General features: G+C 64.8%; 14 protein-coding genes. 12 read left to right on the forward strand and 2 right to left on the reverse strand.

Going from position 1 to position 14,466, the window contains the following annotated elements:
• Positions 1-40: 40 nt before the first annotated feature.
• The 7 genes from KIH07_RS04155 (at position 41) to KIH07_RS04185 (ending at position 6,546) form a co-directional block, all read left to right on the forward strand.
• Positions 41-1,612 (forward strand): sugar ABC transporter ATP-binding protein, encoded by a 1,572-nt coding sequence (locus KIH07_RS04155; RefSeq protein ID WP_226490766.1) that lies wholly within the window; start codon positions 41-43, stop codon positions 1,610-1,612.
• Positions 1,609-2,604: an ABC transporter permease gene (locus tag KIH07_RS04160; RefSeq protein ID WP_226490767.1), complete on the forward strand. Its 996-nt coding sequence runs from the start codon at positions 1,609-1,611 to the stop codon at positions 2,602-2,604. Before KIH07_RS04155 ends, KIH07_RS04160 begins: the two co-directional genes overlap by 4 nt.
• A complete protein-coding gene (locus KIH07_RS04165) occupies positions 2,601-3,590 on the forward strand; it encodes an ABC transporter permease (RefSeq protein WP_226490768.1) in 990 nt (329 codons plus the stop codon). Before KIH07_RS04160 ends, KIH07_RS04165 begins: the two co-directional genes overlap by 4 nt.
• 1 nt (position 3,591) lies before the next feature.
• Positions 3,592-3,912 (forward strand): L-rhamnose mutarotase, encoded by a 321-nt coding sequence (gene rhaM / locus KIH07_RS04170; protein ID WP_226490769.1) that lies wholly within the window; start codon positions 3,592-3,594, stop codon positions 3,910-3,912.
• A gap of 2 nt (positions 3,913-3,914) precedes the next feature.
• Positions 3,915-5,375, forward strand: a complete 1,461-nt coding sequence (locus KIH07_RS04175) for an FGGY-family carbohydrate kinase (protein WP_226490770.1) — start codon at positions 3,915-3,917, stop codon at positions 5,373-5,375.
• 83 nt (positions 5,376-5,458) lie between these two features.
• Entirely contained in the window at positions 5,459-5,977 is a 519-nt protein-coding gene (locus KIH07_RS04180; RefSeq protein ID WP_226490771.1) for a DUF1993 family protein, read from the forward strand.
• Between the two features lie 26 nt (positions 5,978-6,003).
• A complete protein-coding gene (locus KIH07_RS04185; protein WP_226490772.1) occupies positions 6,004-6,546 on the forward strand; it encodes a DUF1697 domain-containing protein in 543 nt (180 codons plus the stop codon).
• Between the two features lie 355 nt (positions 6,547-6,901).
• On the opposite strand, the gene KIH07_RS04190 is transcribed toward KIH07_RS04185, so the two are convergent.
• Positions 6,902-8,347 (reverse strand): Fic family protein, encoded by a 1,446-nt coding sequence (locus KIH07_RS04190; protein WP_226490773.1) that lies wholly within the window; start codon positions 8,345-8,347, stop codon positions 6,902-6,904.
• Between the two features lie 240 nt (positions 8,348-8,587).
• On the opposite strand from KIH07_RS04190, the gene KIH07_RS04195 reads away from it, so the two are divergent.
• The 5 genes from KIH07_RS04195 (at position 8,588) to KIH07_RS04215 (ending at position 12,758) form a co-directional block, all read left to right on the forward strand.
• Positions 8,588-9,148 carry a GSU2403 family nucleotidyltransferase fold protein gene (locus KIH07_RS04195; RefSeq protein ID WP_226490774.1) on the forward strand — a complete coding sequence of 187 codons (561 nt, stop codon included), beginning with the start codon at positions 8,588-8,590 and terminating at the stop codon, positions 9,146-9,148.
• A gap of 92 nt (positions 9,149-9,240) precedes the next feature.
• Entirely contained in the window at positions 9,241-9,513 is a 273-nt protein-coding gene (locus KIH07_RS04200) for a hypothetical protein (RefSeq protein ID WP_226490775.1), read from the forward strand.
• A gap of 340 nt (positions 9,514-9,853) precedes the next feature.
• A complete protein-coding gene (locus KIH07_RS04205; RefSeq protein ID WP_226490776.1) occupies positions 9,854-10,840 on the forward strand; it encodes a hypothetical protein in 987 nt (328 codons plus the stop codon).
• A 319-nt stretch (positions 10,841-11,159) separates the two neighbouring features.
• Complete coding sequence (locus KIH07_RS04210; RefSeq protein ID WP_226490777.1) at positions 11,160-12,056, forward strand: hypothetical protein; 897 nt, start codon at positions 11,160-11,162, stop codon at positions 12,054-12,056.
• A 96-nt stretch (positions 12,057-12,152) separates the two neighbouring features.
• Positions 12,153-12,758, forward strand: coding sequence for a hypothetical protein (locus tag KIH07_RS04215; RefSeq protein ID WP_226490778.1), 606 nt, complete (start codon positions 12,153-12,155; stop codon positions 12,756-12,758).
• A gap of 321 nt (positions 12,759-13,079) precedes the next feature.
• Here KIH07_RS04215 and KIH07_RS04220 read toward each other — a convergent pair whose 3' ends face one another.
• Positions 13,080-14,063: a DMT family transporter gene (locus tag KIH07_RS04220; RefSeq protein WP_226490779.1), complete on the reverse strand. Its 984-nt coding sequence runs from the start codon at positions 14,061-14,063 to the stop codon at positions 13,080-13,082.
• Positions 14,064-14,466 lie beyond the last annotated feature (403 nt).

Consider the following 14,466-nt stretch of genomic DNA (forward strand, 5'->3'; position numbering starts at 1 on the left):
GCCGTACCCTTGCCGAGCCTCTTGTCTCCACAGCGTGACCATGAATCCTGATTCCCCCTCCGCCTGGCTTCGGCTGCGCGGCATTCACAAACGCTTCGGCCCCACCCACGCCCTCAAGGGCGTGGACCTGGAGCTGGTGGGCGGCGAAGTTCTTGCCCTCATCGGCGAAAACGGCGCTGGCAAGTCCACGCTGGTCAAGACGCTGACGGGCGTGCACCAGCCCGACGAAGGCCGCATCGAGCTGGGGGGCCAGCCGGTGCGCTTTGCCCGCGCGCAGGACGCGCAGGCGGCCGGCATCGTGGCCGTGCACCAGGAAACCGTGATGTTCGAGGAGCTGAGCGCGGCCGAGAACATCTTCATCGGCCGTCAGCCCATGCGCCGGCTGGGGCCGCTGTCTTTCATCGACTGGGCGCGCATGAACACCGAAGCCCAGACCGTGCTCGACCAGGTGGGTGCCGGCTTTGCCGCCACCACCCCGGTCAAGCAGCTGAGCCTGGCCCAGCGCCACCTGATCGAGATCGCCCGCGCGCTGTCGCAAAAAGCGCGCGTGGTGATCCTGGACGAACCCACCGCCGCGCTCTCACAGGCCGAGATCCGCGACTTCTACGGCCTGGTGCGGGGCCTGAAGGCGCAGGGCGTGGCCGTGCTCTTCATCACCCACAAGTTCGACGAAATCTTCGCCGTCGCCGACCGCTACGTGGTGCTGCGCGACGGCGCCTCGGTGGGCCACGGCCGCATCGCCGACGCCCGCGAGGGCGAGCTGGTCAAGCTCATGGCCGGGCGCGAGATCGAGAAGATCTACCCCCACATTCCGCGCCGCGCGGGCGACGTGGTGCTGGAGGTGCAAGGCCTCTCGCACCCCACCGAATTCGACGGCCTGGGCTTTTCGCTGTGCGCCGGCGAGATCCTGGGCTTCTATGGCCTGGTGGGCGCGGGCCGCAGCGAAGCCATGCTCGCGCTGATGGGCCTGAACCCGCTGGCGCGCGGACAGATCCGCGTCGGCGGCAAGGCCCTGAAGGTGCGCGAACCGGCCGACGCCATCGCCGCCGGCCTGGCCTATGTGCCCGAAGAGCGCCAGCGCCAGGGCGGCATCCTGGACTTTTCGGTGCGCCACAACATCACGCTCGCCGGCCTGGCCGGCCCGGTCACGAACGCCGCGTCCCTCGCGCGCGGACCCTGGTTGTCCCGGGTCCGCGAGTCCGCGCTGGCCGAGTCCATGATCGCGCGCCTGCGCATCAAGACCGAGAGCCAGGACACGCCGCTGTCGGGCCTGTCGGGTGGCAACCAGCAGAAGGTGGTGATCGCCAAGTGGCTGGGGCTGAACCCGCGCATCGTGATCCTGGACGAACCCACCAAGGGCATCGACGTGGGCGCCAAGCAGGCGGTCTACCAGCTGATCGCCGAGATGGTGGCGCAGGGCCTGGCGGTGATCCTGGTGTCCAGCGAGCTGCCCGAGGTGATGCACCTGGCGCACCGCACCGTGGTCATGCGCCGGGGCCGCATGGTCGCCACCTACGAACAGGGCCAGGCCGACGCCGAAACCATCGTCGCCGCGGCCTCGGGCATCGAGCCCGAGGCCCTCCACCAACACGTGCTGGAGATGGCCGCATGAGCTTGTCTTCCCATTTCCATACGCGCCGCCGCGAGTGGCTGCTCGCGGCCATCATCGTCCTCATCGTGCTGGCCGTGGGCTGGCGCGCGCCGGTGTTCCTGAGCTGGCGCAACGTGCTCGACATCGGCAACGATTCGGCCATCCTCGTGATCCTGGTCATGGGCCAGATGCTGGTGCTGCTCACCCGTGGGGTCGACCTGTCGGTCGCCTCCAACCTGGCGCTCACCGGCATGCTCTGCGCGCTCGCCGCGCGCGCCTGGCCGGGCATGCCGCTGCCGGCGCTGCTGCTCATGGCCTGCGTGGTGGGCGCGCTGCTGGGCGCCGTCAACGGCTGGCTGATCATGCGGTTCTCGCTGCCGCCCATCGTGGTCACGCTGGGCACGCTCTCGGCCTACCGCGGCGCCACCTTCGTGGCCAGCGGCGGGGCCTGGATCTCCGACCACGAAATCCACCCGCTCATCAAGGGCCTGCCGCGCGAGGACTGGCTGGGCCTGCCCGCGCTGATCTGGTTTGCGCTGGGCGTGTTGCTGGTCAGCGCCTACCTGCTGCGCTGGCGCCGCGAAGGGCGCGAGCTCTACGCCTACGGCGGCAACCCGCACGCGGCGCTGTACGCCGGCATCCCGGTGCGCCAGCGCCTGGTCATGGCCTACACCTTCTCGGGCCTGCTGGCCGGGCTGGCGGGGCTGCTCTGGGTGGGGCGCTATTCGATCGCCTTCACCGAACTGGCCTCGGGCTACGAGCTCACGGTGATCGCCGCCTGCGTGATCGGTGGCGTGAGCATCGGTGGCGGCGTCGGGACGATTGCCGGCGCGCTGCTCGGCGTGCTGTTCATCGGCGTCATCAACGGCGCGCTGCCGGTGATCCAGGTCTCGCCGTTCTGGCAGCAGGCCATTGCCGGCGCGGTGATCCTGATCTCGGTGGTGCTCAACGCGCGGGCCGACCGCACGCAGGGGCGCCAGATTCTCGAAACCCCGCAAGGAGCCCAAGCATGAAGGCGCTGGACACCTGGGAGCGCATCCTCATCGCGCTGATCGTGCTGGTGTACCTGGGCTTCGGCCTGGGCATCGAAGGCTTCTTCACACCTTATGCGCTGGCCGACACCACCTACAACTTTTCCGAGAAGGCGCTGATCGCGCTGGCCATGGCCCTGCTGGTGATCGGTGGCGAGATCGACCTGTCCATCGCCGCCACCATGGCCCTGGCCTCGATGGCCATGGGCTTTGCCATGCAGGCCGGCGCGGGCGTCGGCACCATGGTGCTGGCGGCCCTGGCCATCGGCGCGGCCTGCGGCGCGCTCAACGGCTGGCTGGTCACGCGCTGGAAGCTGCCCGCCATCGTCGTCACCATCGGCACGCTCTCGCTGTACCGGGGGCTGGCGCAGGTGGTGCTGGGCGACCAGGCCATCACCGGCTACCCCGAGACCCTGGTCACCTGGGGCAACGGCTACCTGGGCGACCTGCTCGATATGCCGTGGCTCATCGTGCCGATCGAGTTTGTCGTCATGCTGGTCGCGGCGCTGCTGGTGGGCCTGTACCTGCACGCCACCGTGCACGGGCGGCGCATCTACGCCATCGGCGCCAACCCGGTGACCGCGCGCTTCTCCGGCATCGCGGTGGACCGCTACCGCCTGGGCCTGTTCGTGTTCGCCGGCATCATGGCGGCGCTGGCGGCCGTGCTGCTCACCGGGCGCATCGGCAGCACGCGGCCCAACCTGGCCATGGGCTGGGAGCTCGACGCCGTGACCATCGTGATCCTGGGCGGCGTGTCCATCCAGGGCGGGCGCGGCAGCGTGGTCGGCACCCTGCTGGCGGCCGTGCTGTTGGGCAGCTTCACCTTCGCCATGGGCATGCTCAACGTCACCGGCATCGTGGTCTCCATGGTGGTGGGCGGCCTGCTGATCGTGGCCATGGTGCTGCCCCAGTACCTGCGCCGCCTGGCCTCGCGTTTCCAGAAGCCACCGGCCGCCGGGAGTGCCTGACATGCCCACCGAAAAACACGCCTTCCGCATGTTCCTCAAGCCCGGCTGCGTGGCCGAGTACCGCCGCCGCCACGACGCCATCTGGCCCGAGCTGGTGGCCCTGCTCAAGGACGCGGGCATCGAGGACTACAGCATCTACCTCGACGAAGAACACGGGGTGCTGTTCGCCGTGTTGCGCCGCCGCCTGGGCCACACCATGGCCAGCCTGCCGCAGCACCCGGTGATGCAGCGCTGGTGGCAGCACATGAAGGACCTCATGCGGTGCCACCCCGACGGCTCGCCCGTGGCCGAGGATCTGCCGTGCCTGTTCCATCTCGATTGACCATGGACAGCGGCACACACACCCTGGTGCTCGACATCGGCAAGAGCAACGCCAAGCTGGTGCTGTTCAACGCCGAAGGCGACGTGCTGGCCCGCCGCGTGCAGGCCAACGCGTCGGTCGAGGCCGACGGCTACACCGCGCTCGGCACCGAAGCCCTGCGGGCCTGGCTGCTCGACGCCATGCCCACGCTGCCCGAGCGCCGGCAGATCGGCCGCATCGGCATCACCACCCACGGCGCCGCCTTCTGCGCCATCGGCGAACACGGCCTGGCCCTGCCGCCCATGGACTACGAATGGGACGGCTACGGCCCCTGGCGCGAACGCTACACCGCGCTGCTCGACGGCTTCGACGTCACCGGCTCGCCGCTGCTGCCGCTGGGCCTGAACGCCGGCCTGCAGCTCTACTGGCTGCAGCAGAACCGACCCGAGGACTGGGCGCGCCTGCGCCACTGGCTGCCGTATCCACAGTACTGGGCCTGGTGGCTCACCGGCGCGGTCGCCAACGAAGCCACCTCGCTGGGCTGCCACACCCACCTGTGGCAACCGGCGCGCAACGCCTTCGCCCCCTGGGCCGTGCGCCAGGGGCTGACCGAGCGCTTCGCGCCGCTGCGCCTCGCGCACGAAACGCTGGGCCCGCTGCGCCCCGAACTCGCCACCGCGCTGGGCCTGCCCGCCGGCTGCCAGGTGCACGTTGGCCTGCACGACAGCAACGCCTGCCTGGCGCGCCACCTGCACGCGCTGCCCGGCGCCAGCGTCGTCTCCACCGGCACCTGGACGGTCATCATGGCGCCCGGCGTGCCCGCCGACACGCTCACGCTCGACCCGCTGCGCGACCAGCTCTTCAACCAGTCCATCGAAGGCAAACCCGTGCCCACCGCGCGCTTCATGGGCGGGCGCGAGTTCGCCCACCTCTGCCACGGCGCCGACCCGGCGCTGGCCACCGAGCGCGCCCTGCACGAGGTGCTGGAAGCCGGCTGGCTGGCCTTGCCCGGCAGCGACGCCGGGCCCAACACCCTCTTCGGCCAGGCCGGCGAGATCCTGCGCGGCGACCAGCCCATGGGCGTCGCGCCCCAGGTGGTGCCCCTGCACCTGCGGCCGGCCCTGGCCGCGCTCTACTGCGCCATGATGACCACCCGCATCCTGCTCGACCTGCTGCCCCCCGCGCTGCGGGCGCGCGCTCCGAGGGGCGATGCCTCGTCCGTGGTGATCCTCGAAGGGCCGCTGGCCGACAACCCGGCCTACGCGGCCGCGCTCAGCGCACTGCTCGCACCCCTGGCGGTGGTGCGCAGCCAGGACGAAGTCGAGGGCACGGCGCGCGGCGCCTGGCTGAGCACCCGCTGGGCCATGCCCCCGCACGGCCGCGACGCCTACGCCAGCGTCCCACCACCCGCCGCCCCGGTGGCGCAGCGCCTGCAGGAACGCTTTCGGCGGTGGTCCACCGTGGCGGACGACGCGCTGGTGTGAGCGGCTGAGCCCCGCCGCCTGCAAGGGATCGCGGGGGCGCGTAGCATGCGCTCCCGACCCTTTCATCCCTTTCAGGAACCCCCATGGCCATCACCCTCTCGTCCGCCAGCCTGCCCGTCTTCCAGACCGCACTGACCAACCTGCTGCACTGCCTGGAGAAGGCCGAGGCCAGCGCCACGGCGCGCAAGTTCGACGTCAACGTGCTGTGCGCGGCCCGCCTGGCGCCCGACATGCTGCCCTTCACCGCGCAAATCCGCATCGCCTGCGACGCGGCCAAGAACGGCGCCGCGCGCCTGGCCGGCATCGAAGCGCCGAAATTCGAAGACAACGAAACCACCTTCCCCGAACTCAAGGCCCGCATCGCCAAAACCCTGGACTGGCTGGCCACCGTGCCCGCCACGGCCATCGACGGCCGCGAAGCCGCCGAGATCGTGTTCCCGGTGGGCCGCGACAAGACCCGCAGCATGCCCGGCGAGGCCTACCTCAAGCACTACGCCCTGCCCAACATGTTCTTCCACGTCGTCACCGCCTACGCGCTGCTGCGCCACAACGGCGTGGACCTGGGCAAGGTGGACTACCTGGCGGGGCCGCAGGGCGCTTGAGATAACGTGAGCGGGAGACCACACCCATGCCCCGCTTCGTCGTTCTGCTCCGTGGCGTCAATGTCGGCAAGGGCAACCGCGTGCCAATGGCCGACTTTCGGGCCATGCTGGAGGAACAGGGTCATACCGAGGTGCAGACCCTTCTGAACAGCGGCAACGCGGTGTTCTCGACCAAGAGCCGCAGCCCGGCCAGACTGGCGGCGGACGTGGCGTCCGCCCTTCAGGCGCGCTTCGGTGTCGCGACGCCGGTCATCGTCAAGACCACGGCCGAGTTCGCGGCCATCGTGGCCGACAACCCGATGACGCCACCGGAAGCCGAGCACCCACGCTTCCTCGTGGCCTTCGCGATGGACCGGGCCCGGCTGGCGGAACTCGACGCCCTGCGACCGCTGCTGCAACCCGGCGAGCGCCTCGCCGTCACGGAGCACGCCGCGTACCTGCACTGCGCGGGCGGGCTCCTGGAGAGCAGGGCGGGAGAGGCCCTGCTGGGCAAGGCCGGTCGGGGGATCACGACCCGCAACTGGGGCACGACGCTGAAGCTGGCTTCCCTGCTGGGTGTCTCGGCGTAAAACCCCTGCGGTGAGGTTTGCCCCAACTTGCATCGCGCCTGAGCGGGTTCCCGTCATCACGCGGGGATCGACGAGAGTTTGTGCCCGGAGGGCTGAGATTCCTCGGGTGGCTGGCCTGAGATGCCCTCATCCAGACCGTTGAGGAGCTATGTAGACAAAGCCAATGCGTTCAAGTCGGCTCGTGTCCGCCGCCATCAGCTTCTGCAGGGCTTGCGATATGTGCGCGTCGCCGTGGCCGCGCTGCTGCAGGTTGGCCCGCAGGTGCTCGGCCTCGATGCAGCGGTTGCCTTCGCGCTTGCTCCAGTTGCCCAGGTGGGTATAGCCCAGGCCGCCTACGGCTGGGCTGGCGGTTGGCCTATTCCTTGGACGCGTGGGATCGCAGGCAGTTTTGCCCGGCGGCGGTCAAACGGTACCGCTGAAGGCTGCTCTGAGGTTTGTCGGGTACTGTCATCTCGACGAAGCCCCCCGCCACTGCGGGCACCAGATAGACCGCCCGGAAGTGCTCTCGGTCTTTCAGCCCCAGTGCCATCTGGACGTCGGCGCGCTTCATCTCGCCTTGCATGACCGCCAGCAGGCTCAGAACTTCGGGGGTGACTTGCGGGGTGACTTGCGGGGTGACTTGCGGGGTGACTTGCGGGGTGACTTGCGGCGTCGCCACCCGCCACACCACCGCGCGGAACTGGTTCGCCTCGCGCTCGTCCACCAAATCAATCTTCGGCCAAGCGCCCAGTGCGCGCGGCACCCCCGTGCCCAGCCCCCGGTACGGCAGGATGTGCGCCGCGTGCTCGGCCAGCACCTTGTTGCGGCGGTTGGAAACACCGGTGCGAATCTGTTCCGGCGTCAGGCTGTCGGGCAAATGGCCGGGGCTGATGATCTCCACCCGGTCGGTGAACACAAACAGGCGGATCGTGGCGCTCACCAGGAAATCCCGGTGCACCAGCGCGTTCACCAGCAACTCGACGAAAGCCTCTTCCGGCACCTCCAGCTGCCCCAGCGTGTTGAAGCCCCTGCCGCCCTGCACATGGTGCAGGCTGCGCTTGATGAACGCCATGCCGCGCTGAAACTGCTCTTCCAGCGTGCCGTCGATGTTTTCGCTGTCCAGGTAGCGCGTATCGCCCAGGTAGGTGCCCGGGAACCACACTGCGCCGATCTGGCACACCTGCAGCAGCCGCTGCGGCTGCTTGCCAAACAGCAGCAGCCCGGCCAGGTTGGGCACGCCGTCCTGCGCCAGTTGCAGGTTCTCCATCAGTTGCACCACCGGCAGGCCCGCCGCATCCAGGCTCTGGCCATAGCGCCGCTCGAAATAGCGGCCAAAGGCCCGCTCGTCAATGTCGGCCGCCGTGGCGTTGTGCACCGGCACCTGATCGGCCTGCAGCAGCCCGGCGCGCTGAAACATGCGCTGCATTTCCTCGCGCGCCGTCACATGCCGCTTGTCGGCCCCGCTCTTCACCCACACCCGGCCCTGCAAGTCCATGTAGGGCTTGTTCAGCCCGTCGGGCACATTGACGACCATCACCAGCCCCTGGGCGGTCAACACGTTGTGGCTCACCGGGCTCAGCGGCGGGCGCACATGCTGGCTGGCGGCGTTGCTCAGCAACTGGTTCAGCCGCCGCACGGCTGCGGCATCCAGCCCGGAAATGGAGCCATCGTCTGCCACACCCAGCAGCAAACACCCGCCGCCGCTGTTGGCCAGCGCCGCCAGTTCGGCGGCCAGGCTGTCGGCGTTGGTGGCATCGCGCTTGAACTGGTGGCGGCTGTCTTCGCCACGGGTCAGGATGCGCATGAGTTCGGCCTCCGTCATCTGCCTGGCTCCTCGTGTTCAATGTGATAGACGTTCACTTTTATGCCCCTGAACCTTCGAGGCGGTGCAACTCACTCACCCAACTGCAGTTCTCAGGCGCTTTACTCCTGGCGGATTCAAGTCTGAAGTGCAACACCCCGGGGTTCAATGAACGAGGGTGGAATGTTGCGGGCTGTTGAGCAGGAGCTCCCGATAGACCGCCAAGGGTGATCGTACGCCCAGCCCTTTGCGAGAGCGGTTGTGATCCGATCTGTTCCCCAACTGCCGCTCTCCCTCGTTTGGGCCGACGATGACCTTCATGAGTTCGTCGTCTATGCCTCCAGCGAGCACTTCTCCGGCGCGACCAGCGTGTACGTGGCTCCGGGAGATATGTCCAAACTTGCATCGCGCCTGAAATCCATGCTGCAGCTGCTGCAGGAAGCGGACCCGACCTTTGTGCGCAAAGACATGCACGCTGAGACCGCCATCAACGCCAAAGGCTTCGAAGTGGACTTTCTGCGTCGCATGCAAGAGGGCGACGACCCCCACCCCTTCAAGCTGTCAGCCGCAGAAGACGAGCTCTGGCCCGTCATGGCCGAAAGGGCCAAGATCCTGACCGAGGCCCCCTGCTTCCAGCACGTGGTGATCGGTGCCACGGGCAAGATGGCCGTGATGCACACCATCTCGCCAGTCACTTTTGTCGAATTCAAGCGCTGGCTGGCGGACCGCCCCAACCGGGAGCCGGCCAAACGCAGGCGGGATGCGCTGCAGGCGCAGACCGTTCAAAGTCTCATGGACGAGGGCTTGCTGCACGCGCCCTGAACCTCAAACCGCCGTTCGCCAACGGTCACGCAGACCACCGCCGCGCGGCCGCCCCGCCGGTGGCGCATTCAGCACAAACGAAGGGAGCCCCATTGATCGGCCCCACCGACTGGTTTGACACCCCCAAGAGCATCCTGCTCGCCGCGCTGCGCGTGCTCCGGTGGCTGGCCATGGACCTGCTCATCCAGACCGTGGGCTGGTCGATTGGGTGGTTTGTGCTGCGGGTGCTGACGCTGGGGCGTTGCCCGGGGGAGCGGCTGGGCGGGGTGGATGAGGCTGCGCCCGGCACGGCGTTCGTGGTGGAGGTTGTGGGGCTGGGGGTGCTGGCGGTGGGGATTTGGGGGTTGGCTGGGGCTTTGCCTTGAGGGTTGGCTTGGGGCCGTTGTCTCTTGTCGACCCGAAGCCAGCGTCCGGCTCTGCGTCACATAGCTTTCATTCCGGTTGTATTGGTCGGCAGCCTCAGCTGAGGCGAATGTGCATGCTCGAGTAAATTGGCGAGCGGCATATGGGACCGACGGACCATATCGGTCGTGCGCCTGGAGCTTGTTCAGGCTTGTCGGATCTGTTATACCTATCCAATTGCCTGACTGCTTGAGCCAACTGGTCGATTTCAATAACCTCTTGGGGGCCACATGCAACGGTGTTTAATGACTGCAGCTGTGGGTATCCGACGTTTTGTCGGCTTAAATCAAAGATAGCGATCATATGAGCGACCCCAACGCCGAACGACTCCATCGTCTTGAGGCAGCAACGGAACGAATTGTTCACTACCCTCCAGCAGGCAGTTTTGGGGGGCTCATTGACGGAAGTGGGGCGCTACTTGATGGATTCCGTCTTGTATACGCAACAGACAACTTAGAGACAGAATTTAACGGTGTATCGCTAGCTGACATTGAGGCGGAGTGCCCCTCGCTGACGCGATTCTTTTCCGGCACAGGTCTATTGTTTCATTCAACAGAGATTTATGAAGAAATAGTCCGCTCGGGGAAGACTCAACTTCCCATCGACTACTCGGTCGGTTTTGATACGCAGGTTGCGGAGGCTTTTCGTTTGTATGAGTCTGGCAGAACAATTTCTGACTGGGACCGTTTCTGCAACTTGATTCAGTACGTCACTAGACATAACTTCAATTTCGACTATTCTTTCTACATCATCGAAGATCTCGTCAACGCGGCAGATAAAAAAAATACTCGCCCATTCAATGCAGTTCGCGCACTCAAGCGATTTGATTTCGTTCACTCCGCATCTTTACTCGAAAATCCAAAATACCCAATATTTACTGAATCAAGGGAAGAGGCGGGGCGACGAGCCTGCGACACTCTTTCCTCTTTTCTTTCGAGCGAAGAAATAAAACACAGCCTGGCTCGTCGTAAGGCACTTCTCACCGTGCTAGTAAAGGCGACATGCCTATTTTGGCAATCCCCCACCGAGTTGATCCGCAACTTGTCTACTCTCATCAAATTTTCCCTAGATCACTTAGGTAGATTTGCGAAGCTAGAACTATATTTCGCATGGAAGCTTCTCAAGCATGGTGAAGACCTGCGGTTTTTTGCACCGATATGTCAGCCCAGCGAGGGAGCATTGTCAAAACTGAGCGGCATGAGTTGGGACCTCTACTCGATACGCCACCAAGAAACGATGGCAAGCTGCGCACGGAAGGGTGCGTTTTTGTCCCTTTCTTTGCAACGCTAGATCGCCGTCTCAAGGAGCTACGAGATGCATGCCCGATTCGATGCCTATTAATCGATGACCAAAATCAACGTTTGAATACGATATTCGCTGACGAACTTGAATTCTTCACAGACGTAAATGCAGCCTTGGACATTTCAACGGCGGCTAGACTACGAAATCCATGGGCAAAGATGCAAAGACTATCACTGCAGGTTGCAGATGGTGATATTGAGTTGCTGCTTAGTGAGGCGATAAACGAATGTCGAAGCGCAATAGTGTGATCGCCAACCCATCATTCCACCGGGTCTACGCGAAAAGCTGCGCAGGCCGGTGAATTTAAATGTTAGCTGCTTTGCAACACATTGAGGATGCTGTGAGTGATAAATCATTATCGGAATATATTGATATCCATTTCGCTCTGCACTTTGCGAAGAGGCTCGCTCACATCGATGAGAATGGCAGCCCCCCAAATTGGATCCTGACCGACCCACGGCATATGTATGTTCAAATGGCTAGCCACCGGCTTACACTTCTGCGTACGGCTGTCGCTGACGCTAAGGGGCTGATTACACAAGCTGAAAATCCGCCGCCCGATGATTGGCTCGGTACTGTCGGACTGACTCGCGATAAGTACGTCCAGCAAGTGGTGGATTTATTCACCCTTCTCCTGCACTCTACAGCCGATCGAGCGCTACTGCTAACAAATGCGGTTCTATGTCTAGGAATTGATCCACGGAAGCTAAGCATCAAGGAAATATCCAAGAAGCTGCATAATCAAGGCGATATTATTGCCGCTCTTCGCTCGGTGCACTTCTGCATTTCTCACTTATCTGACCCTAGAAATCAATTCGCGCATAGGGGCGAACGTAGATACGTTGGCCAGTTTTCGGATGTTGCCCGCATGAAGGTGATTCTGAAAAAATTTGAATGTCCGTCAGACCAAATTCAGTTGGCGGACTTAGAAGCTTTTCAACGATTGAAAGCGGACATGCTGTCCGAACTCATCGCTGTGGAGGCAGTGTTGGAGCCGGTGGTTGAAAGTCTATTGCCTAGCTATTTAGCAAAAATCGAATCGCTCGGTGGTCCCGACACCCCGAACGACGAAGAAACGGCCCGCGCAAATGCTGCTCTAGCGTACTTCAAAGGCGGAATTCGCCCAGCCTTCATGGATGCAGCCACTCTCTCAATGCACCGGCCTGCGCGAAAAACCGCGCAGGCCGGTGATTTCAACGGTTAGGCATCTGATATGACTTCAATTCGTACACGACTTGGGTCGGTCATCTCGTTGTGCTGGATAGCGGGCATCGTTTACTTGGCTGTCAGAGACACAGCCGTGCTCGCCAAAATGAGCCCAAATGAATGGGGAGATTTTCTGGCCGGTTCCTTTGCGCCTCTGGCTTTTCTCTGGCTTGTGCTTGGCTACCTCCAACAAGGAGATGAACTTCGCCTCAGCACAGACGCCCTTCTCCTACAAGCGGAAGAACTCAAGAATTCGGCGCAGCAACAACGCGAATTGGTCGAGGTGGCGCGACTGCAGGTCGAAAGCGAGCGCGAGGCGCTAGCTTTCGAGAGACGGCTCAGAGAAGACCTCTCAGAGCCCAAGTTTTCGGTGCTCGGGGGTGGAGGAACATTCCGAGGAGACGGCCAGTCGACCTACAACATCACCATCACCAATACTGGTCATGACGCGACGACCTTCTCTGCAAGGATCAACTTTCTGGAGGCTGGCTGGCGAGTTATCGCGTCCCTTCCTCTATTCGAAAAAGGACTTAGCCACAAGGCACGTGTAGAGCATCCAACGCCGCTAGAAGAAGGCAATTCATTTCTTGTCCTTAGTTTTGTCGATGGGCTTGGTCGAGCGGAGGAGAGGACATACCGTGTCAGCCGAGAAAGTGATCATCCTCATGCAGGCCTCAAGTTCCAGCGCGTTGATTCCTAACCTCTGTGCAACCGGACCCGCTACGGCAGGTCGGTTAGCCCGAACGTTGAACGACTGCTTTTCTCTTTGAGCACTGGCCGCTCCTGGTCGCCCTCGTTCACTCCTCCTCGGATAAACCCTCCATTGACACCACCCCGCGCTCCCCCGAAGGTGCAAGGCCCGCCCGCCAGCCTGTCACCCGGAGCCGCGCCATACCCTCTACCCCGCACCAGCACATCGCCACCGTGATGCAGGTGGCCTCCGACGGCGCGGGGGTGCGGGCGGCGGCGGGGCATGAGCAGGTGATTCGCGATTCGTGGCACCGCAGTACCGGCTGGACCGTCACCCCCTCCGGCTCACCAACACAATCCCCGCCGCCACCCCCAGCAGCGCCAGCACCAGCTGCAGCGTCAGCGGCTCGCCCAGCAGCACCACGCCGAACACCAGCGCGAACACGGGGGTGAGGAAGGTGAAGGTGGACATCTGCGTGGCGGGGTAGTGGCGCAGCATCCACATCCAGGTCAGGTAGCTGGCGAAGGCGCCCACGGCGGTCTGCAGGAACACCGAGCCCCAGGCCAGGGCCGAGTAGTCGAAGCGCCAGGTCTCACCCAATGCGAGTGAGAGCAGCGGGGCCACCGCGGCGGTCACGCCGAGTTGGTAGAACAGCGATTTTTCGGCCGCCACCGCGGCCACCCGGGTGGTGCGGATGGCCAGCGTGGTCAGGCCCCAGAGCATGCCGGCGGCCAGGCCCATGGCGTCGCCGATCCATTGGCCGGGGACCGGCGCCGGGCCGCCCCAAGCCGGGCCAGCCCCCCCGGGGGGCAGCGACCCGCGCAGCGGTGGAGCGTGGAGGTCCATCGGTATCGAGCCATGGAGGAAGGCTTCGCTGAAAGCCACCGCCACGGCGGCAAAGGCCAGCGTCAGGCCGATCCACTGGATGCGCCGCAACCGTTCGCTTTTCACGAAGCGCGGCAGCAGCAGCGCGACCCAGAACGGGCTGGTGTAGAGGAACACGGTGAGGCGCGAAGCGCTGGTGTGGGTGAGCCCGATGTAGATGAAACAGAACTCGCCCGCGAACAGCAGGCCCACGATCAGCCCGCCCCACAAGGAGCCGTCGCGCCTGAACAGCGGCACGCCGCGCAGTTGGCACCACAGCCAGAGCAGGGCGGTGGCGCCCCACATGCGCACCGAGGCCTGCCACAGCGGCGGGATCTCGCGCGAGGCGAACTTGATCAGGATCTGCTGGAAACCCCAGAAGGCGCAGCAGGCCACGAGCAGGGTGATGGCGAGGGTGTCGAGGTGGTCTTTGCGCTGGACGGGGGTCATGGATCGGGATGGTTGGGGCGCGCGCCGTGCTGGCGCCATCGCACGGGCAGGGGGCGTTCAGCGCCCTTCGGCCAGGCGCTGCAGATGTCTTTTGAGGGCCTCGGCTTCGCCGGGCGACCAGCGCGAGAGCAGGGTGGTTTCCTGTTGGCGCGCCTGTTCGATCAGCGCGGCGGCGATGCGGCGGCCGTTGGCGGTGGTGGCCACCAGGGTGCGGCGCTGGTCGGCCGGATCGGCCAGCAGCTCGACCAGCCCGTCTTCGGCCATGCGCTGGACCAGCTTGGTGACGGTGGGTTGTTTGGCGAGCACGTCGTGCGCGAGCTGGCCCAGGGGCAGGCTGCCCTGCAGGCCGGCGGCGCCGGGCGCGAGCGCCGCATCGTGCAGCACGGCCAGCACGCGCCAGGCG

The organism is Hydrogenophaga taeniospiralis (assembly GCF_020510445.1).
Classification (GTDB): domain Bacteria; phylum Pseudomonadota; class Gammaproteobacteria; order Burkholderiales; family Burkholderiaceae_C; genus Hydrogenophaga.